Source organism: Novosphingobium sp. PhB57, assembly GCF_004342985.1.
Classification (GTDB): domain Bacteria; phylum Pseudomonadota; class Alphaproteobacteria; order Sphingomonadales; family Sphingomonadaceae; genus Novosphingobium.
Window position 1 is genome coordinate 552,439 of sequence record NZ_SMBO01000004.1, and the last position, 20,603, is coordinate 573,041.

Annotated in this window: 14 protein-coding genes and 1 tRNA gene; 8 read left to right on the plus strand and 7 right to left on the minus strand. The window is 66.6% G+C overall.

Translation table 11 applies throughout. The annotated features are described in order from the left end of the window. Positions 1–21 precede the first annotated feature (21 nt). The 3 genes from EDF58_RS15460 to EDF58_RS15470 all read left to right on the plus strand — a co-directional run bounded on the left by EDF58_RS15460 (position 22) and on the right by EDF58_RS15470 (position 3,502). Positions 22–2,598 carry a TonB-dependent receptor gene (locus EDF58_RS15460; protein ID WP_207913007.1) on the plus strand — a complete coding sequence of 859 codons (2,577 nt, stop codon included), beginning with the start codon at positions 22–24 and terminating at the stop codon, positions 2,596–2,598. A 218-nt stretch (positions 2,599–2,816) separates the two neighbouring features. Next, positions 2,817–3,131, plus strand: coding sequence for a hypothetical protein (locus EDF58_RS15465; protein ID WP_132267153.1), 315 nt, complete (start codon positions 2,817–2,819; stop codon positions 3,129–3,131). 113 nt (positions 3,132–3,244) lie between these two features. After that, the gene (locus EDF58_RS15470) at positions 3,245–3,502 is read left to right on the plus strand and encodes a hypothetical protein (protein ID WP_132267155.1); all 258 of its coding nucleotides are present in this window, start codon (positions 3,245–3,247) and stop codon (positions 3,500–3,502) included. A gap of 74 nt (positions 3,503–3,576) precedes the next feature. On the opposite strand, the gene EDF58_RS15475 is transcribed toward EDF58_RS15470, so the two are convergent. Next, on the minus strand, positions 3,577–4,488 hold the full coding sequence (locus tag EDF58_RS15475; protein ID WP_165921438.1) for a S1/P1 nuclease: 912 nt from the start codon (positions 4,486–4,488) through the stop codon (positions 3,577–3,579). 185 nt (positions 4,489–4,673) lie between these two features. Here EDF58_RS15475 and EDF58_RS15480 point away from each other — a divergent pair, with 185 nt between their 5' ends. The 5 genes from EDF58_RS15480 to EDF58_RS15500 all read left to right on the plus strand — a co-directional run bounded on the left by EDF58_RS15480 (position 4,674) and on the right by EDF58_RS15500 (position 12,590). Beyond that, positions 4,674–5,279, plus strand: coding sequence for a sigma-70 family RNA polymerase sigma factor (locus EDF58_RS15480; RefSeq protein WP_132267159.1), 606 nt, complete (start codon positions 4,674–4,676; stop codon positions 5,277–5,279). Next, the gene (locus tag EDF58_RS15485; RefSeq protein ID WP_165921439.1) at positions 5,248–6,249 is read left to right on the plus strand and encodes a FecR domain-containing protein; all 1,002 of its coding nucleotides are present in this window, start codon (positions 5,248–5,250) and stop codon (positions 6,247–6,249) included. Before EDF58_RS15480 ends, EDF58_RS15485 begins: the two co-directional genes overlap by 32 nt. 85 nt (positions 6,250–6,334) lie before the next feature. Next, the gene (locus EDF58_RS15490; protein ID WP_165921440.1) at positions 6,335–9,250 is read left to right on the plus strand and encodes a TonB-dependent receptor; all 2,916 of its coding nucleotides are present in this window, start codon (positions 6,335–6,337) and stop codon (positions 9,248–9,250) included. A gap of 11 nt (positions 9,251–9,261) precedes the next feature. Then, entirely contained in the window at positions 9,262–10,491 is a 1,230-nt protein-coding gene (locus EDF58_RS15495) for an SGNH/GDSL hydrolase family protein (RefSeq protein ID WP_132267165.1), read from the plus strand. A 2-nt stretch (positions 10,492–10,493) separates the two neighbouring features. Next, entirely contained in the window at positions 10,494–12,590 is a 2,097-nt protein-coding gene (locus EDF58_RS15500) for a glycoside hydrolase domain-containing protein (protein WP_243654290.1), read from the plus strand. A gap of 36 nt (positions 12,591–12,626) precedes the next feature. Here the strand turns inward: EDF58_RS15500 and EDF58_RS15505 are convergent, their stop codons facing one another. The 6 genes from EDF58_RS15505 to EDF58_RS15530 form a co-directional block, all read right to left on the minus strand. Next, positions 12,627–13,958, minus strand: a complete 1,332-nt coding sequence (locus EDF58_RS15505; protein WP_243654281.1) for a hypothetical protein — start codon at positions 13,956–13,958, stop codon at positions 12,627–12,629. Between the two features lie 344 nt (positions 13,959–14,302). After that, entirely contained in the window at positions 14,303–17,533 is a 3,231-nt protein-coding gene (locus EDF58_RS15510) for a CusA/CzcA family heavy metal efflux RND transporter (protein ID WP_132267167.1), read from the minus strand. Between the two features lie 4 nt (positions 17,534–17,537). After that, complete coding sequence (locus EDF58_RS15515) at positions 17,538–18,695, minus strand: efflux RND transporter periplasmic adaptor subunit (protein ID WP_207913009.1); 1,158 nt, start codon at positions 18,693–18,695, stop codon at positions 17,538–17,540. Further along, positions 18,692–19,978 carry a TolC family protein gene (locus EDF58_RS15520; RefSeq protein WP_132267169.1) on the minus strand — a complete coding sequence of 429 codons (1,287 nt, stop codon included), beginning with the start codon at positions 19,976–19,978 and terminating at the stop codon, positions 18,692–18,694. Before EDF58_RS15520 ends, EDF58_RS15515 begins: the two co-directional genes overlap by 4 nt. 70 nt (positions 19,979–20,048) lie before the next feature. After that, positions 20,049–20,378 carry a hypothetical protein gene (locus tag EDF58_RS15525; protein ID WP_132267170.1) on the minus strand — a complete coding sequence of 110 codons (330 nt, stop codon included), beginning with the start codon at positions 20,376–20,378 and terminating at the stop codon, positions 20,049–20,051. A 135-nt stretch (positions 20,379–20,513) separates the two neighbouring features. Further along, a tRNA-Met gene (locus tag EDF58_RS15530) sits at positions 20,514–20,590 on the minus strand. Positions 20,591–20,603: the final 13 nt, after the last annotated feature.

Here is a 20,603-nt window from a genome sequence, read left to right on the forward strand (position 1 = left end):
AGGTTTGGGGAAGACAATCAGATGACGGCAATTCCATCGGCCTCCAGGGCCGTGCGCTGCGCAATGCTCGCCGGTACCGCGCTCGCTCTGTGCTCCGCGGCGCAAGCGATGGCGCGTGACGAGGCCCCTTCGGCAAGCGCAGACGTCGACGCGGGCGAGAGCAACGGCGCGATCATCGTCACCGGCGCCAAGACCACCCGCTCCGCCACGGCGATCTCCGAAGTCGAAATCCAGAAGATTCTGCCCGGCGTCTCGCCTCTGAAGGCGATCCAGACCCTGCCCGGCGTCCTCTACATCACTGCCGATCCCTGGGGGAACAACGAGCAGAACGCGCAGATCTTCGTCCACGGATTTGCCGGCAACCAGCTCGGCTACACCATGGACGGCATTCCGCTGGGCGACCAGAGCTACGGCAACTACAACGGCCTTTCCCCGCAGCGCGCGGTCATTTCCGAGAACGTCGGCCGCGTGGTCGTGGCCACCGGCGCGGGCGACCTGGCAACGCCCTCGAACAGCAACCTCGGCGGTACGGTCGAGACCTTCTCCTCCGATCCCCAGGGCGAATTCGGCATTCGCGGCGCGCAGACCGTAGGCAGCTACGGCACCTCGCGCACCTATCTGCGGGTCGACAGCGGCGACATCGGCGGCGGGAATTCGGGCTATATCTCGGGCGTCCGCCAGAGGGCGCGGGCCTGGGACTTCGACGGCATCCAGAAAGGCTGGCAAGCCAATGCGAAGTTCGTGCACGACAGCGATGCCGGCAAGCTGACGCTCTATTTCGACTACAACGACATGACGCAGCCGAACGAGGATGCGACCGTGTTCTTCAAGCCTTCGGCAGGCGGCACGGCCACCCCGGTCCAGCTCTATACCCCCTATACCAAGCCCTTCTTCTATCCCGATTTCGACGGTTATCGGACAAGCTACCTGACCCCGCTTGGAAACTCTCCGGCGTCCGAGGGCAGCAATTACCGCAATTACTATTCGGACGCCCAGCGCACCGACTATCTCGGCTATGTGCGCTACGATGCCCGCCTTTCCGACAAGATCACCTGGTCGACCACGGGTTACTATCACCACAACGACGGCGCCGGCGTGGTGGCCGGCCCGCTCGGCCAGTCGATCACCACGGCGCAGGCCTATCTCGATCCGAACTATGCCAGCCTGCCCACCAATTGCCGCTTCGGCGCCAATGGCAACGGCATCCGCCCCACCGCCTGCACCGCGCTGACCACCGCCCAGGCGGCTGCATCCGGCGCCGCACTGCTGGCCGCGACCGGCGGCTCCGGCATGATTACCCGCACGACCGAATACCGCATCGACCGCTTCGGTGTGATCTCTGCAGCGAGTGTCGAACTCGGCAGCCACAAGATCGAATTCGGCGGCTGGTTCGAGCACAACAGCACCACCCAGTGGCGCCGCTGGTACGCCGTGCCGGTTTCCGATCCCTCGCTGAGCACGCCCTATGTCCGCCCCCGCGATGTCATGGACCCGCTGTTCACCCAGTATCAGGGCGAGGCGCGGATCAAGCAGTTGCAGCTCCACCTCCAGGACACCTGGCAGGTGACCGACGCGCTGCTCGTCCAGGGCGGCGTCAAGACCAGCGCGCAGTGGGCCAGCGGCCGCTTCCCGGTGCAGCCGCGCCTCGGCTCGCTGGGCGGGACCACCGCCCTGCCCGAAGGCAAGATCAACACGAAGAACTGGTTCCTGCCGGCCTTCGGCGCGACTTATGACTTCAACGGACACGAACAGGTCTACTTCAACGTCCAGAAGAACCTGCGCCAGTATCAGGCCTATCTCGCCGGCGGCGGCGGCCCCTGGTTCACCGGCAGCCAGGCCGCGTTCGACGCCTTCGCCGACGAGGGCAAGCCCGAGACCAGCTGGACGTACGAAGCGGGCCTGCGCACCAGCCGCAGCTTCTCCAACGGCTGGGCGCTTCAGGCGCAGATCAACTACTATCACGTCGATTTCAGCAATCGCCTGCTCGCCATCCCGACCAATCCGGGCGGGATCGCCGGCAGCGGCATCACCGGCGGCACCTCCACCCTGGTGAATGTCGGCGACGTGAAGACCGACGGCGTCGACGCGGCCGTCACGCTGCGGATCGGGAACGTGTTCTCGCTCTACAATGCGATCTCGTACAACCTGTCCAAGTACCAGAACGACTACACTTCCACCGCGCAGGGGATCGGTGCAGCCACTGACACCTGCATCGGCGGCTACATCGTCACGGGCGGGATCGTGCCGACTTGCGGCAAGCAGCTGCCCGGCACGCCCAAGTGGATGAACAAGACGGTGGCGACGCTGAATGTCGGTCCGTTCGAGGTGCAGGCGATCGGGGACTTTGTCGGCCGCCGCTTCGCCACCTTCACCAACGACGCCAGCGTTTCCTCCTACTTCCTGACCTCGCTGCGCGTCGCCGGGCGGGTTCCGGACGGTGTCCTGCCGCTCAAGAAGGTGGAACTCGCGCTCAACGTCACCAACCTGACGGACAAGGAGGGCGTGTCGACGCTCTCGATCGGATCGGCCACGAACAGCTATTCCGCCTATCCCATCGCACCGCGCCAGTGGTTCCTGACCTTGTCGGCGGCCTATTGAGCCCAGGCGCCTCGTCCGGGCGGAAGCGGCGATGATACGATGTCCGCGAGAGCCTGACCGGGCTTTCGCGGACATTGCGCGCCGCGCCCCCTCGGCCGCGCACTCCCGCAGGCGAGCGGCCCGGACCTTGCGGCGAATAGCGGCCTCGTCCGGAAATGTTGTTCGCCACCGCCGATCGGCAGGTGGTTTGCGGGCCGAGACCTGCTAGGCGTACCGGCATGACCAACAAGCTAGCCGGTATCGTCGAGGTCGATGGACTTCAATATGAATGGGAGCTGCGCAGCGAGCCGCAGTGGGACGACTTCGACGGCTGGCGAGGCATGACCGTTGCGTTGCAGCGCAAGAACACCCAGCGCGGCGCCTTGCTGGAGTTCCCCCCGCCGAAACGCCTGATGAAGGGCATGCAGCGCGGACGCCTCCAGATCGGCGACGCGATCGTCTCGCGGGGCATCCGCGCCGCGCTTGAGGCCGGCTGGGAACCCACGTCTCGCGGTAAGCCCATGGTGTTCACCGTCGATGCGGACGGCAACTGAAAGGGCTGCCATGCCCGCCCCCGAGAGTGCGGTGACATCCGCACGAGCAGGCGCCATTTGCCTCGCGCGCAAGATCGCCTATGGCAAGACCAGCGAACCAACAGGCAGGTAAAATGGCAGAATCTTCGATCGACGAGCAACGTGAACACTTTGCTTATTGCGTCCAGCTGTTCGGCGGCACCACCGCTTTCTCCCGCCGCCTCGGCATAGACGAGCGCGCGATCCGGCGGTTTGTGAACGGGGAGCGCCCGCTTGGCGCGGGTCTTCTGGAAGACACCGCCAAGGCCCTGCGCCAGCTCATCGCCGAAGCGACCGCGGCCGAGCAGGAAATCGCGGCAAGCCTGGGTTCGGGCCCGAACTCCGCTTCCTGAGGCGACGGGCCGCTCCAGGCGGAGCATAGACCTCCGGCCCCATCGGGAGGCCGAAGGTCTTTCGCGCCAGCCGGTCAGGTCCCCATCAAGTTCACCAGATATTCGGCCAGCCGCAGCCCTGCCTGCTTGAGCCGATAGGAGACGAGGTAATAGTTCTTCGTCTCGTAGTCGGCAGGCATCGTCCTGGCCGCTGCCGGGCACGCGATCCCCGTGCGGCCGCCGCATGCCGGGACCTTGTAGGCGTCGTTGGCACTGGGCGTCACGGGATCGAGGAAGATGTACTTCTTCGCCAGGTTCCGGCTTTCCACGGCCCAGTCGCGCGGGGTCAGGCCGGTGGGCGGCGCCAGCGTGGCATCGTCCCACAATTGCCGGCCCAGTTGCACCGCGGTCAGGCCATGTCGCTTGATGATCGCGTAGTCCCAAACCGCATGAACGTCGCTGGCCAGAGCCGCGCCATTGGCATCCACGTTGAGTATTCCTCCGGGTATCAGCACTTTGTCCTGCGCGCCGCCGGGCTCCGACCCATGGAGCGGCTGATGCAGGTCTCCCACCAGGTGCAGGATGAACTTGAGCGCCTCCAGCCGCTGCTGCCGGGGGTTGTTCGCATCCTTCAGAACGGCGGCGTAATGGGCGATGGCCTTGTCGGCGCAGCTGACCTCGGGCTGGTCGGCGATGCAGGCCGGGTCCGAGGCCGAGGGCACGGCGCCCAGCACGGGAATGCGCACGGTATGGATAAGCTCGGGGTGCGCGGTACGGACATCGTCCGCCCAGCCCGCGACCGCCTCATCGTAAAATTCGGCGCCGTCCAGAATCTCGGCCAGCTTGTTCCAGACCTCGCGGTTGTCGGTCTTGAGCTTGGCTTCCGCGACGAAGCCGATCGCGGCGTGGCCGGTCCGTGTCCAGGCATGGGCAGGGCTCGTGGTCGCCACAAGCGAAGCAGACGCCATGCCCAGCGCCGCTTGCAGCCATATTCTGAATTTCGCCATTGGTCCTCCGGTGTCCCGACCGAACGGTGTCAGCATCGGCCTTTCGCTGCAGGGATCGGGGCTGCGAGCGCCTGGGCCGCCTGCTAGATGCGGCGCGCGCACCTATCCGCCATGCCGGAGAGAACTTTCGTCCTTCGGCGCCGCTGTATCCAAATTGTCATGCAGCCCGGATAGTCGCGGCGTCGATGTCCTTTTCCCGTGAACGCGCCGTCTGGCTGGGACGCAATGTCTTCCCGCATGAAGCTGCCCTGCGGCAGTGGCTGTCCGCGCGCACGGCGTCCGCGGGGCTGGAAGTGGACGATGTCGTCCAGGAAACCTACGCGATCCTCGCCTCGATCGAGCGGGTGGACCACATTCGCAATGCGCGAACCTATATGTTCGAAGTGGCCAAGTCCGTCGTGCTGCAATCGCTGCGCCGCGCCAGGATCGTGACCATCGACGTGCAAGCCAACGCACAGTTCCTGGAGATCCCGGAAGACGCCCCGACGCCTGAAAGGGTCGCTGCGGACCGCCAGGAACTGTCGCAAGTCTCCGCGGCCATTGCCGCCCTGCCCGACCGCTGCCGCGAAGTCTTCACGATGCGCAAGATCCAGGGCCTGAGCCAGCGTCAGGTGGCCGAAGCGCTCGGCATCGCCGAGAGCACGGTCGAGAAACACATGGTGAAGGCGCTCGCGATCCTGACAAATGCAATCGGGCGTGGCGGAAATGTCCGCAATGCGTCATCTAGCGTGCGTGAACAGCGAGACGACAGCGAGACCAGTGACAGATCCCGACCGCGTGAACGCGCTTGACGAGCGCGCGGCGCAGTGGGCGCTGCGCGTCGATGCCGCCACGCTGAATCCCCAGGACCAGGCTGAACTCGACGCCTGGCTGGCCGCCGACCCGCGCCACGCCGGCGCCTTCGCACGGGCAATGGCGGCAAACGCCTATTTCGACCGCGCCGTGGCGCTCGGCGTCGACCGCGACATTCCCGAGGTGGCCACCGGCATTCCCGAAGTCTCGGCCGAAGCCCCGCGCGTTTCCGAGCGGCGCGTGATGAGCCGCAGGCTATGGCTGGGCGGCGCGGCCGGTGCCATGGCGGCATCGCTCCTCGTGGCCCTGGGCCTGGACCGACTGGCCGGAAGCACCAGCCTGACGGCAGACAAGGGCACCGTGCGCCGCACCGCGCTCGAGGATGGATCCGCCGTCACGCTCAATGCCGGAACCGAAGTTTCGGTGGCGATGAAGCCGCTGGAACGCCGGATCAGCATGCTGGCCGGGGAAGCGAATTTCGACGTGGCAAAGGACGCTTCCCGCCCCTTCATCGTCGAAGCGGGACCGGTGCGGATCCGGGTGGTCGGGACGAGCTTCCTGGTCCACCTTTCGGAGCTTGGCGAAGTGGCGGTCATCGTGCGCGAAGGCCGCGTGGAAGTGCAGGCGAAGGGCACGGCACCGGCCTTGCTGACGGCAGGCGACCGCATGACCGTACCTGCGCAAGGCGCGATCACGCGGGAGCAGCTTTCGGTGGGCGAAGTCGACCGCCTGGGCCTGTGGCAACGCGGCGAGATGGACCTTACCGGGCTGACGCTGGGCGATGCGGCGCGCCAATATGCCCGCTATTCGGACCGGCGGATCGTCATCGACGACCCCCAGGTGGCCGGCCTGAAAGTTGCAGGCGTCTTTTCCACGAGCGATCCCAAGGGCTTCGCGCAGGCAGCCGCCCTCGCCCACGGCCTGCGGCTGACCGAGCGCGACGATGCCGTCGTGCTCTCGCGAAAATAAAATCGCCTGGGGATGGAGGATCGTCGGCGGCCTCGCATCTAGCCCTCGAAAGCGGCAGACGCGCCGCTGGTGGGGATCGTTACTCATGCATTCGAGACTTCTTTCCGGCTGCGGCATGGCTGTCGTCGCCTGTGCCATTGCCACGCCTGCGCTTGCCCAGCAGCGCCAGTTCGACATTCCCGCCCAGCCGCTGGCGAGCGCCATAGCTTCGCTGGGCAGGCAGGCGCAGATCCAGATCGTGGCGCCGGGCGAGGGCCTGGAAGCGCTGCGCAGCCGCGCCGTGAAAGGCCCCATGGATGCCCGCGCCGCGCTGCGCCTGCTGATCGTGGGCACCGGCCTGGAAGTGGCCGCCGACGACGGTGCGCGGATCGTCCTGCGCCGCGTGAAGCTGAGCGAGGCGCGCGCGCCGGTTCCCAGCGATGCTGCCGCCGCGGATGACATCGTGGTCACCGGCTTTCGCGCCAGCCTGAGCACCGCGCGCGACATCAAGCGCAAGTCCGACGCGATCGTCGATGCCATCGCCGCCGAAGATATCGGCCAGTTGCCCGACAACAGCGCCACCGAAGCGCTCGCCCGCCTGCCCGGCGTGCAGGTGTTCCGCAACCGCGGCGAAGGCCAGGCCATCACCATTCGCGGGATCTCCAGCGTGGTGACGACCATCAACGGCCAGGAGGCCTACACGGGCGTTTCGCGGCGCACTCTGCTCAACAGCTATCCGGCCGGACTGATCCGCTCGATGGAAGTCTACAAGGCATTGACGCCCGACCTGATCGAGGGCGGCATCGGCGGCGCGGTGGACGTCCAGCTGCGCCAGCCCCTGGACTTCAGGAAGGGCATCAGCGTCGCGGCCACCCTGCGCGGCAGCTACGACGATCAGGCAGACAAGCTGATGTACAACGGCGACGTGCTCGTCGCGGGGAACTGGGATACCGGGGCGGGCGAAATCGGCGTGCTCGTCAATGCCAGCTACACGCGGCGGGACTACTACGAATCGTATCGCGAAAGCCTGGGCCCGCAGACTACCCCCGCCGGCTACAGCCTGCCGACCGGCATCCTCGCCAAGAACCCCAAGGGCCACTACGAGCGCCCGGTCCTGACCGGCGAGATCCAATGGCGCCCTGCCTACAACTTCGGCCTGCACTTGCGCGCCACCAATGTCACGGACGACAACACTTACACCGATACCGATTTCCAAACGAACATCGCGGCGAACACGGCTCTCGGCAATGTCGAGCTGGTAGAGGGCACCCAGATCGTCAAGAGCGCCCGCTTCACCGCAACGGCCAACTCGGGTGCCCGCTCCAACCACACGCGCCAGCTGCTGGACACGACCCAGATCGAATTCGGCGCCGACTTCAAGTCGGGCATCGCCGCGCTGACCACCAGCGCGGTCTATACCACATCGCGGATCGAGACGGACCAGCAGCTGTTCCTGCTCGGGTTCAACCAGGCGCCGGTCATCGACGCGACCTTCCAGAGCGACGGCAAATGGGGCGGGCTGTCCTATGCTTACCCGACTGCCGATCTGGGCGATATCGACCAGTTCCATGTCCGCGCCTATTCGGACACGCGCCAGCGGGAAAAGGGCAAGGGCCTGCAATGGCGCACGGACCTGGAACTCGATACCGGCACCGGCTTCTTTCGCGCGTTCAAGACGGGCTTTCGCTATGCCCGCCGCACCGCCGAATATCGTTCGGGCACCGGGCTGGTGGACCTGAACGCGCTCAAGCTGCCGATGTCCGCCTTTCCGGGCGGAGAGACGCCCGCCGTGCTGTCGCGCCGCCCGGGCGGGGACGATGCGGCCATTCCCACGGGCTGGGTCGGCTATGACGCCACTTATCTCAACAGCGAAGCGAACGTGATCGCGCTCAACAATTACGTGAGCACGCTCAAGCCCGGCTACTTCACCGACGACGGCCGCCCGGCTTACGATCCACTTGCCGCCTTCGACGGCAAGGAGCAGAGCTTCGCGGCCTATGGGCAGTTCAAGTACGGCTTCGAACTGGCGGGCATGCCGGTCGATGGCGTGGCGGGCCTGCGCGTGGTGAACACCTGGCTCTCCATCGACGGCACCCAGAGCATTCGCGAAAACACCCCGACCACCGGCGGCACCATTACCCGATACACGCCGATCCACGGCCGGCAGAACTACGTGGACGTGGACCCCGCGATCACGGCGATCGTGCATTTCACGCCCGAACTGCAGCTTCGAGGCGCCTGGACGCGCACATTCAGCCGGCCAGACTTCGCCAACCTCAATCCCACCGTGGCACTCGTGCAGGTCCAGAGCGCGTCGGGCGACTACACCGGCATCGCCACTTCGGGGAATCCGGACCTGAAACCGGTGCGCTCGACCAATTGGGACTTGTCGCTGGAATACTACTTCGGCCGCACGGGCTCGATCTCGCTTGCCGGATTCTACCGGGACGTGACGGGCTACATCGTCAAGACGACGGTGGAAGACGATGCGATTCCCGGCGCCTTGGGAACCGTCGACGTGACCAAGTACGTCAATGCGGGCGACGGATATATCAAGGGCGTGGAAGTGGGCGCGAACACCTTCTTCGACTTCGCACCGGGCCTGTTGCGGCACTTCGGCGCCTCGGCGAACTACACATATATCGATTCCGCGCAGAACCTGCCGGCAACGGAGGTGACTGCCGCCTTCAAGGGGCAGACGGCCGGCATCTCGAAGCACAGCTACAATGCCAGCCTGTTCTACGATGACGGCCGGTTCCGCGCGAAAGTCGCCTGGTCCTGGCGCAGCGACTTCACGCTCAGCTACAATCTGACCGATCCCTCCAAGAACCTGAACTGGTACCCGATCTCACGCCTGGCGGCTTCGGCAACCTACAACTTCAACCGCAACCTCTCGCTGACGGTGGACGGCACCAACCTGCTTAATCGCCCGCAGCGGGCCTATTGGGGCACCAAGGCCTTCACCGACCGCGTCTATTTCGAAGGCCGCGTCTATTCCGCCGCCCTGCGGTTCAAGTTCTGAAGGGGCCGAACATGAAGCGCCTGATTGCCGCCGCCTGGCTCGTCCCGGCTCTTGCCGCTCCTCTCGCCGCGCCTGCCGCGGCGGCCACGAGCCAGGAGCACGCCCGGCCCGCCGACGAAGGCTGGGCGGGGGCCTGGGGCTATGCCACCTCTCCTGCGACAGGCAGCGTCAAGACCGAGAACCAGGAAGGCACTTATCGCTATCGCATCCGCGCCAGCCAGACGGGGGACGCGGTGCGACTGATGCTGAGCAACCCGCAAGGCGCTCGAAGCCTGCACATCGCAGCGATCTCGATTGCCCGTGCAGCCGGAGCGGAAGGCTTCGCGCTTGCGGCCGCGAGCCGCAGGCCCCTGGCCTTTGCCGCGGGGGTCGGCGCGCTCATAGCGGGCGGCCAGGTGACAGAGACGCTCTCCAGCGACTTCCCCGTGACGGCGGGCGAGGACCTGCTGGTGGAAATCGTGACATCCGGCCCCAGCACCGCGGTGGCCGGCAATGCGGCATTCCCGGCGGCGTTCGCTCCCGGCACCGTCGATGCGCAAGGCACCGCGCTGCAACCCGCCAAGCTGCGCCCGCTGGTTACCCAGCTGGCCGTCCATAACCCCGCCGCGGCCTGCACGATCGTCACGCTGGGCGATTCCATAACCGAAGGCGCGCGCGGCACCCGTCCGGACTGGCGGGGCTGGCCCGGCGTGCTGTCCAGAAGGTTGATCGAAAGTCGCTCGGGGCCGCGGTGCGGCGTGGTCAACATGGGGATCAGTGGCAATCGCCTGCTGCGCGAAGGCCGCGGGACCGCCGCGGTGGACCGCTTCATGCGCGACGTCGCCTCGGTGCCCAGTGTCAGCCACCTGATCGTGCTGGAAGGCGTGAACGACATCTGGCGCGCCACTCTGCCCGGCGAACCGGCGCTCGGAGCGTCCGACCTCATCGCCGGGTACAGGAGGCTGATCGCGGCTGCCCACGCGAAAGGCATCCGCATCTACGGCGGCACGATCACGCCGGGCTTCGGCTGGAAGGCTTTCACCCGCGAGATGGAAGAAACCCGCCAGAGCGCCAATGCCTGGATCCGCGGCGCGGGCGAATTCGATGCCGTGATCGACTTCGACGCGGCCTTGCGCGACACGTCCAGCCCGCCCATGGTCCAGCGGCGTTACGATTCCGGGGATCACCTCCATCCCGGCAACGGCGGCTATGAAGCCATGGGCCGCGCGATCCCGCTTTCCCTGTTCAGGAACACACCTTGACGATGATGAAGACCGGCAGGCTTGCCGTGCAGCTACGCTTCTGGATCTGCCCCCTCGGGATCGGGCTGCTCTGCCCGCCGGCCTGGGCCGATGAAGCGCCCGCTCCGGTGGACCTGGTCGATCCTTTCGTCGGGACGTCAGGCGATCACGGCCAGTTGACGCCCGCCGCGACCGGCCCGTTCGGCATGGTGCAGCTGTCTCCCGATACGGTGCCGGCGCAGCATGCCGGTTACGACTACCAGGCGGATCATCTCCTCGGCTTCTCCCATACCCGCGCCGTCGGGGTGGGGTGCGGCGGCGGCGGGGGCGATCTGCTCGTCTCGGTCGGCTACGCGGGGGACACGGCGCCCTGGGCCATGGACAAGGCGTCCGAACAGGCAGGACCAGGCTGGTACAGCGTGCGCTATGGCGGCGGCATTCGCGCCGATCTGGCCGCCGCAGGCGCGGTGGGCATCTCGCGCTTCACCATGCCGCGTTCCGGAACCATCCGCGTCGTGCTCGATCCGCGGCACAGCTATACCAAGCGCCACAGCGCGCAATGGCAGAAGCGCAAGGCCGGCGACATGCGCGGCAGCATGTCCGCCGGAACCGTGTGCGACCAGGGCGTCTATCACTTGTCCTTCGCCGGTACGCTCAGCCGTAACGGCCAGACGGTAAAGGCCGCCCCGATTTCACTCGGTGACGAGCGGCAGGCCTACGATTTTGCCGTCAGGGCCGGCGATCGCGTCGAAATGCGCACCGGGCTTTCGGTCGTGGACTCGCGCTCCGCACGGCGCGTGCTCGAAAGAGGCGCGGCGCATCGGTCCCTCGAACACGTCAGGCGCGAGGCGCGGACGGAGTGGGCGCGCGAACTCGCCCGGGTGCAAGTGCCGGGCAGCGGCGAGCGCGCACGCCTGTTCTACACTCACCTTTTCCGCGTCCTTCAGACCCCCGCGAGGATCGACGACACGGACGGCCGCTACCGGCAATCGGACGGCACCCTGCACCGTGCACCGCGCGGCCATCATCGCTATTCGGGCTGGGCGATCTGGGACAACTATCGCACGCAATTGCCGCTGATCGCGCTTCTCGATCCGGTCAGGTCCGAGGACATCGCCGCGTCGCTCGCGGAACTCTACCTGGCGGGCAAGGCACAGTGGAGCACGCAGAACGAACCGTTCATCACCGTGCGTACCGAACACGCCGGTGTCGCCCTGCTCGATTTCCGCCGCAAGGGAATCGGCGGCTTCGACGCGGCGGAAATCCTTCCGCTGATGATAAAGGAACTCAACGCGCTTCCGAACGAGGCGCCCGACCAGCAGATCGAGACGGCTTACGACATCTGGGCCGCCGCCGAACTGGCAAGCGACATCGGCAACCGCCCGCTCGCGGCCAGCCTGCACGAACGGGCGCTGCGCTACCGGACCATGTGGCAGCGCGTATTCAAGGAAGTCGCGCCCGATTTCGATGTGGTGAAAGCGCGAGGGCTCTATCAGGGCACCTTGTGGCAATATCGCTGGGCCCCCGTGTTCGATCTCGACTGGATGATCGACCAGGAACTGGGGCGCGCCCGTTTCGGCCGCGAACTCGGCCGCTTCTTCGACCAGGGGCTGTTCAACATGACCAACCAGCCCGACATCCAGGCGCCGTTCCTGTTCTCCGCCGCGGGCCAGCCCGCCCGGACCGCATCGCTGGTCCGCGAGATCCTCGATAGCCCCATCGACCACTGGTACACCAATGCCGGCAAACGCCCCCGGCCCTGGCATGGACGCAGCTTCGCACTCGATCCCGTCGGCTATGCCGACGGCATGGACGACGATGCCGGCGGCATGGCGGCCTGGTATGTCTGGGCGTCCCTGGGGCTCTACCCTCTGACACCCGGCAAGCCGGAGTACGTCGTCACCACCCCCGCGTTTCCGGTGGCGACAGTGCATCCCCAAGGCGGCGCTCCTTTCAGGATCGAGCAAAGGCATCGCACCGGGGAGGGCCAGACCGCGACGTGGAACGGTGCTTCTCTGCCGGCGATGAAGATCGACCACCGTGCCCTCACCGAAGGCGGCCGCCTGCAGGTGGCCTCCGATCAGGCAGGCGGCGGCGCACTTCCGCCGGTGCAACGATAGGGAGATGGCTGAGGCCGGAGGGACTGCCTCGCCCGATCAGAAATAATACCCCGCCATGATCAGCAGGGAAGTCTTCCAGCGGTCGTCCCCGCCTTGCGCGCCGCCGGACACGAACTGCCCGGCGCCGACATAGGGATCGTTGCGGCCGACCAGCATTTCCGTCCAGACGCGAATGCGTCCGCTCGCCTTGTCGGTCCAGAACGCGCCCAGATTGAAGCGCTGGGTATCGGCGAAGCCCTTCGCATCCTTGAAGACGCGGGCATAGCTGCCGTAGAGATTGATCTTGAACGGGAAGCGCCCCGTCTCGATTGGATGGCTCAGTTCGCCAAAGGCCATCGTGCTCCTGGCGGCGATATTGTACGAGGAATCGTAGTCGCCCACCGCGATCAGGTCGCTGCGGCCGGCATTGGCGGGATTGATGGCTTGCCGGGCCACCAGCAGTTTCTTGCGCAGCGCCGTGGTTTCGTCGGTCAGGCTGAGGGCATAGGCGCGCCGCGAGCCTTCCTTGCCCGTGTCGAAGTTGTGCACGTCGGAAAGCCACGCCGACCCTGTCAGCGTCAGCTTCCCGTGATCCGAGGCGGCAAGGGCATATTGCACCCTGCCTGCAACGATGTTGCGCTCAGCATTGTCCGAGGAATCGGGCAGATAGGAATCGCCGCGCACGATGTTGACGCTGTAGCGGGCACTGTCCCGGCTCTGGCCCATCACCGCCGGTCCCGTCGTGGGGAAGAGGCCGGCGGCAAACGAGAGCGTCTCGCCCGAATGGCCGTAGCTGATCCCGACATCGTAGACTTCCTCAAGCCCGTAGACGAAGCCCAGGCTGTTGTACCAGGAATTGCCCCAGTAGCGGTCGTCGAACGGCACCGGTTGCAGGCCCAGGGTCACTTTGTCCGACGCGGAGAGCTTCGCGCCGATGTAGGCGTAGGCGGGAAAGTTCACTTCGCCGGGATAACCGTCATAGCCGTTCTTGCGGCTGTAGATGAAACTGCCGCCGTAGAAACGATATTCGGCGGCCCCGAAGAACGTAGACGAATCGTAGTCGAGCTTCAGGATCACCGTGTCGAACGACAAGTGAGTCGACGTCCGCCGGGCGCCCGACCCGTCGACATCGTTGAACCGCACGTCCACCCGCCCGCGAATGCCCACGCCGAACTTGAGAACCCCGTCCTTCGCCGGGGGCTTTGCGTCCTCTTCAGGCAAGGCCACGGGGGCGGCGGGCGCGGGCGGATCGGCCGGCAAGGCCGCACTATCGCCATGCGCGGCCGAGACTTCCGCGCCGGACGGTTCCGGCTGCCCGTCCGCGGGAAGTGCGGGCATGACAGCCGCCAGCGCCGCCGCCTGAACAAGCGCATGGCCCAGGATCAGCATAGCTGCGGTTCCCGGACCGGGATCATGCCTGCGAACGCTTTCGAGCCTCCAACGAAGATGACTTCGTACATCGTTCAGGTTCCTTGTCCCGAGCCGGTGAGCTTGCGCGGCTCCCGCGCCCCGGCAAGGGCGCGCGGGAACTTCTGGATGCCTGGTCGCCCGGCGGGTTGTCCTAGCGCAAGGCCTCCCGCAGCAGCACATCGGGAAAATCCTGAGGGCTGACGCGGCGCTGGAATCGGCGGATCGCCAGGCTTCCTACCGACGTCCTACGACCATCGGAAGTCGCCGGATAGGTCCGCCATGCCCCGTGGCATCGCCGGCTGCGACACTGGCGCCGAAACCGTTCACGAGAATGTGGCCGATCCGTCCGAACCGGACGGATCGGCGCGACCTTCCTCGGCCGGCAGGTCGTTGCGACCGTAGCGGGCGTAGAGCGTGGGCAGCACGAAAAGCGTCAGCAGGGTTGCCGAGAGCAACCCGCCGATCACGACCGTGGCCAGCGGCTTCTGCACTTCCGCCCCCGCTCCGCTGCCCAGCGCCATCGGCACGAAGCCGAGACTGGCGACGAGCGCGGTCATGACCACGGGTCGCAGGCGCTGGAGCGCGCCGAGGCGCGCGGCCGCGGCGCGCTCCGTGCCCTGGCGCATCAGGTCCTGGATCGACGAGACCATGACCAGGCCGTTGAGCACCGCGATCCCCGACAGCGCGATGAAGCCCACGGCCGCGGCTATGGAGAAATCCATACCCCGTGCAAACAGGAGCAATACGCCCCCGACCAATGCCATCGGCACCCCGGTAAACACGATCGCCGCGTCCCGGATCGAGCCAAGCGCCCCGTAGAGCAGCAGCAGGATCAGGGCGAAGCAGGCGGGGATCACCAGTTGCAGACGCTCCCTGGCGGAGGCGAGATTCTCGAACTGGCCGCCCCATTCCAGATAGCTGCCCGGGGGAAGACGGACCTCGCCGGCAATCGCCGCCCGGGCATCTTCCACCACGCTGCCGACGTCGCGGCCACGCACATTGGCCTGGACCACCACGCGGCGCTTGCCGTTCTCTCGGCTGATCTGGTTCGGGCCTTCCGCGATCCCGATATCGGCAACGCTGGCAAGCGGCACGAACCGCCCGCCAGGCACCGGCACCGGCACCTGCCGCAGCAGGCCGATATCGGCGCGCTGGGCTTCGGACAGGCGGATCACCACCGGGAAACGGCGATCACCCTCGAAGATCATGCCAGCCTCGCGGCCGCCCAGCGTGGCGGTGACAATGTCCTGCACGTCCTGCGCGGTCACGCCGAGACGGGACATGGCATCGCGATCGACGCGAATGTCGAGCATGGGCAGACCCGTGGTCTGCTCGACCTTGACGTCGGTGGCGCCCCGGGTCCGGCGCAGCACCCCGGCGATCTTCTCGGCCGTGGCATTCATGGCGCCGAAGTCTTCACCGAAGACCTTGACCGCGATGTCCCCGCGCACGCCTGCGATCAGTTCGTTGAAGCGCATCTGGATGGGCTGCGTGACTTCGTAGGCATTGCCGGGGAATTCGTTCAGCGCCTTTTCGAGACGAGCGACGAGTTCGTCCTTGGCAAGGCGCTTGTCCGGCCACTGATCGCGCGGTTTCAGGATCACGAACATGTCGGTGGCATTGGGCGGCATCGGATCGGATGCGAGTTCGGCCGTGCCCGTCTTCGAAAAGACGAACTGCACTTCCGGCTGCCGCGACATCATCCGCTCGATCGGCACCTGCATCGCCTGGCTCTGCTGCACCGAGGTGGCCGGAATGCGCAGCGCCTGGATCAGCAGGTTGCCCTCATCGAGCTGCGGCAGGAACACTTGTCCCAGCCCCATGAACGCGGCGATGGCCACGGCGAAGCCGGCCACGCCGACACCCACCGTCATCGTCGGCCGCTTCATCGCCTTGTCGAGGCCCGGCTCGTAGCGCGCCTTGAGCCAGGTCATGATCCGGCCTTCCTTTTCCTCCACGCGGCGGGAGAGCCAGATCGCGATCGCCGCCGGCACCGCCGTCAGCGAGAGCACGAAGGCAAAGGCCAGCGCCATGATGACCGTCAGCGCCATCGGCACGAACGTCTTGCCCTCGACACCGGTGAGCGTGAGCAGCGGAACGTAGACGAGAATGATGATCGCCTGCCCATAGACCGAGGGCCGGATCATCTCGCGCGCAGCCGTGGCGACCGTGGCCAGGCGTTCCTCTACAGTGAGCAGGCGGCGGCCATGATGCTGCGCCTCGGCAATGCGCCGCAGCGCGTTCTCGACGATGATGACCGCCCCGTCGACGATCAGGCCGAAGTCCAGCGCGCCAAGGCTCATCAGGTTCGCCGAAACGCCGGTCCTGAGCATGCCGAAGCTGGTCAGCAGCATGGAAACCGGGATCACCATGGCAGCGATCAGCGCGGCGCGGAAGTTTCCGAGCAACGCGAACAGCACGACGATGACCAGCAAGGCGCCTTCGCCCAGGTTCCTGGCGACAGTCCTGATGGTCGCATTGACGAGTTCGGTGCGGTCCAGGACCGGCTGCACGATCACGTCGGGTGGCAGCGAGGCATTGATCTCCCGAAGGCGATCGCCGACCGCCGTGGCGACCGTGCGGCTGTTCTCGCCGATCCGCATGATCGCGGTGCCGACCACGACCTCAGTACCGTTTTCGGACGCCGAACCCATGCGGACCGCCTGTCCGGTCCTGACGGCGGCAACCTGACCCAGAGTGACAGGAACCCCCTCTCGCGTGGCAATGACGACTTTCGCAAGCTCGCTGGCGTTCTGGATCAGCGCGTCGGAACGCACGGCCAGACCTTCGCCGTTACGGTCGACGAAGCCGCCGCCGACGCTGGTATTGTTGCGCTCCAGAGCCGTGGCCAGATCGGTGAGCGTGATGTTCATCGCCGCCAGGCGCTGGACGTCCGGCACGACCAGGAACTGCTTGGCATAGCCGCCGATGGAATCGACCCCGGCCAGCCCCCTGGTGTTCTTCAGCAAGGGCGCGACGATCCAGTCCTGCGCCGTGCGCAGATAAGTCGCCTTGTCGGTATCGTTTGTCAGGCGCTCGCCTTCCGGCGTGATGTAGCTGCCATCCGGCTGCATGCCCGGCTCACCGGGCAAGTGCTTGTCGTCGCTGCGGTGTTCGAGGCGGACGGTCCACATATAGACCTCGCCAAGGCCCGTGGCGATCGGGCCCATCTCGGGGTTGACGCCAGGGGGAAGGTCTTGCTTCACCCCGCTGAGGCGTTCGCCCACCTGCTGGCGCGCGAAGTAGATGTCGGTGCTCTCGTCGAACACCGCCGTGATCTGCGAGAAACCGTTGCGGCTGAGCGAGCGGGTGTGGTCGAGGCCGGGAATGCCGGCCAGCGCGGTCTCGATCGGGAAGGATACCTGCTTTTCGACCAGTTCGGGTGAGAGGGCCGGGGCGCGGATATTGATCTGCACCTGGTTGTTGGTGATGTCCGGCACCGCGTCGATGGGAAGACGGTACAGGGCGGCCGCGCCGATGGCGGCGGCAAGGGCGGTGAGCAGCAGGACGAGCCAGCGCTTGTCGACCGCCCAATTGACGATGGAGGCGATCATCGGCTCAGTCCTCGTGCGCCGCTTCGCCCTTGCCGAGTTCGGCCTTGAGCGTGAAGCTGTTGGTGGTGGCGATCTGCTCGGTGCCCGTCAGGCCCGAACGGACGATCACGGTGCCCCCGGCATTGTCGCCCGGCGTCACCGGCACCGCCCTAAAGCCCGCTCCGGTGCGCACGAAGACCACACTCTTGCCCTCCACCGTCTGCACGGCAGTGCTCGGAACGCGCACGGCGCCGTCCCCGCTTTCGCCGCCAAGCTGGACGGAAGCCGTCACGGGTTCGCCCACGCGCCATTCTCCGCCGCGGTTGTCCAGCGCGGCGATGACCGGCACGAGGCGCGTCTGCCCGTCGAGCGCGGGGGATACGAACGTCACTTTGCCAGTGGCCCTGCGGCCGGAAGCCGTGACGGTCACCGGGCTACCCGGTTTCACCCGGCCGGCGTCGGCAGGTTGCAGGTTCAGTGCGAGCGAGACGCTCGAAAGATCGGCGATCCGGTACAATTCGGCATTGGCGTCGACCGTCTGGCCCAGGATGACGCTACGGGCGATCACCTGCCCGGAGATCGGCGCGGTAATGCCAAGGCGGTTGAGCCCGCCGCCTCCGGCACCGGCGGCGGATACCTGTCCCTGCGCCTGCCGGTAGCCAATCCGCGCTTCGGTTGCTGCGGTGCGCGCGGCAATCAGATCCTGCTCCGGCGTGACGCGCTGGCTGAACAGACGCTGCTCGCGGGCAAGATTCGCGTTGGCCAGGGCCAGACGCGCGCGGCTGGCTTCGACTTCGCCCTTGAGGACGGCCGCTTCCCGGCTCTCGATCACGGCCATGATCCCACCGCGACCGACCGACTGACCGAGATTCTGGCCCAGCGCCACGATACGGCCGCCGATCGCGGCGGAAACGACCTGCATGCCTTGCGGGTTGGCCTCGATGGTCGCGGGCAGTTCGAGAGTGCCGGAGCCTCCCACCATCGGACGGCCGATCTGGATGCCTGCCGAAGCGATCTGCGCCGGTGTCAGCGTGATCTCGCCTTCCTCGGCGTGAGCGGCTTCAACCTTTTCCCGCGTGGGCGCAGCGTCCTGGGAACCGCCACCACCGCAGGCAGCGAGTGCGAGCGGCAAGGCCAAGGTCAAGGGAAATGCTGCGTAGGCGTATCTGTTGAAGGTCTTCACAATCCGTTCCCCACTTGCGGTGCGACGGCAGGCGCGGTCAGGCGCTCCAGCTGCGCGCGGGCATTCTGATAGGCGGCAAGCGCGTCGATCGCAGCGACGCGGGTTTCGGCAAGCGTGCGTTCGGCATCGAGCAGATCGAGCTGGCCGAACTTGCCCTCGCGGTATCCGATGCGCGCGATGCGGGCCGCTTCCTGTGCTGCGACCAGCGCCGGTCCCGATGCGGTTCGTGCCAGCGTGGCGGCATTGTCCGCCTCGGCCTGGGCATTGGTGATGGCCTGTTCGATATCGAGCGCGCCGGCCCGGCGCTGGGCTTCCGCCTGGCTGCGCTGGGCATTGGCCTGGTCGAACGCGGCACGGCCATTGTTGAAGACCTGCAAGGGGATCGAAACGGTGAACACGGCCGCGACGTCATTGGTCGCCTCAAGGCGCCGGACCGAAGGCCCGACATCCACGTCCGGCACCCGGTTCGCACGCGCAAGGCGGAGGTTGGCATCGGCTATGGCCAGATTGGCGTCCGCCGCCGCGAGCGCGAGCGTGCCCTGTGGGTCCACCGGAACATCTGGGCCGTACCCATCGGGCGGCAAACGGTCGAGAAGGCCGCCGTCGAGTTCGCCATCGATCGATCGCCCCATGCGCCGCTCCAGATTGGTGCGGGCTGCAAGGGCAAGGCGATCCTGCCGTTCGACATTCGCCTCTGCCGACAACCGCGTCACATCGGCCCGCTGCCGTTCGAGCGGAGAGGCTCGACCGGCCTGGACGCGCAGGCTGGCCGCGCGAAGGGCATCCCCGGCAATCCGCGCCTGATCGCGTGCCGTCTCCCGGCGGCGCATGGCCGAGATCGCCTCGATATAGAGCCGGGTCGCCTGAAGCCGCACATCCGCGGCCATGATCGCGGCCTGCAGCTCCGTCCTGGAAAGTTCGGCCGAGGCGACCGCCACGCGGGCACGGCGCTTGCCGCCCCGTTCGAGCGTTTGCAGGAAGCCAGCGGTCGTTTCGGAATTGCGGAGGCCGCTATAGGCGCCCGTTCCGGCGACATTCTCGACTTGCGCCTGCGCCACGGGGTTGGGGCGAAAGCCCGCTATCCGCCGGTTTGCTTCCGCCGCCCGGATACCGGCATCGGCGGCCTCGATGGCAGGGGCGCTGCCGCCCGCCGCCGCAACGGCATCCTCGAGTGTGAATAGAGGCGTCGGCACCTGGGCCGCGCGCATCGCGGCAAAGTCCTGCGCTTGTGCGGCAGCGACGCACGACGTGGCGGCCAGCAGAGCCGCTATGAACCTGTACATGAAGATATTCCCGATTGAAGAATGACAGACCGCCGGCGCGCGCGGGCGCGCCAGGGCCGTTCGGATTCAATCAGGCAATGGGAGGACGCAGATCCGGGCCGGCGATCCACCGGCCAAGGGCATGAGAGCGGGTTGCGGGAACGCGCTGCTTCAAAACGCTCTGAAGAAGGGGATTCTGGTCTCGGGATGGCAGGAAGGATGCGCCGCCGTGGCAGCTGGCATGGTGATGCGGTACGCCCTTGTCGGCGTCCCCCTGCGACTGGTCATTGTCCCCCTCATCGTGGACATAACCAGAGCATTCCATCGTGACCGGGCCCGACATCTCCGCAGCATGCAAGGCAGAAGTCGCCAGGAACGACGACAAGAGCATCAGCAGCAGAGAAAGGCCCCAGCGCGACATGCCCCGCCCATAAGGGATTTTGCCGCGCTTGTCATGTCGAAGCCTCTATCGTTACCGGTGGCGCGTGCGGCGCCAAGGCGCGCGCATACGAGCGCGCATGCCTGAGCCGTTGTGTATGGGGGGAAGGTAAGTTCATGGTTGCGGGGGCAGGATTTGAACCTGCGACCTTCAGGTTATGAGCCTGACGAGCTACCGGGCTGCTCCACCCCGCGTCACCATTGAGGG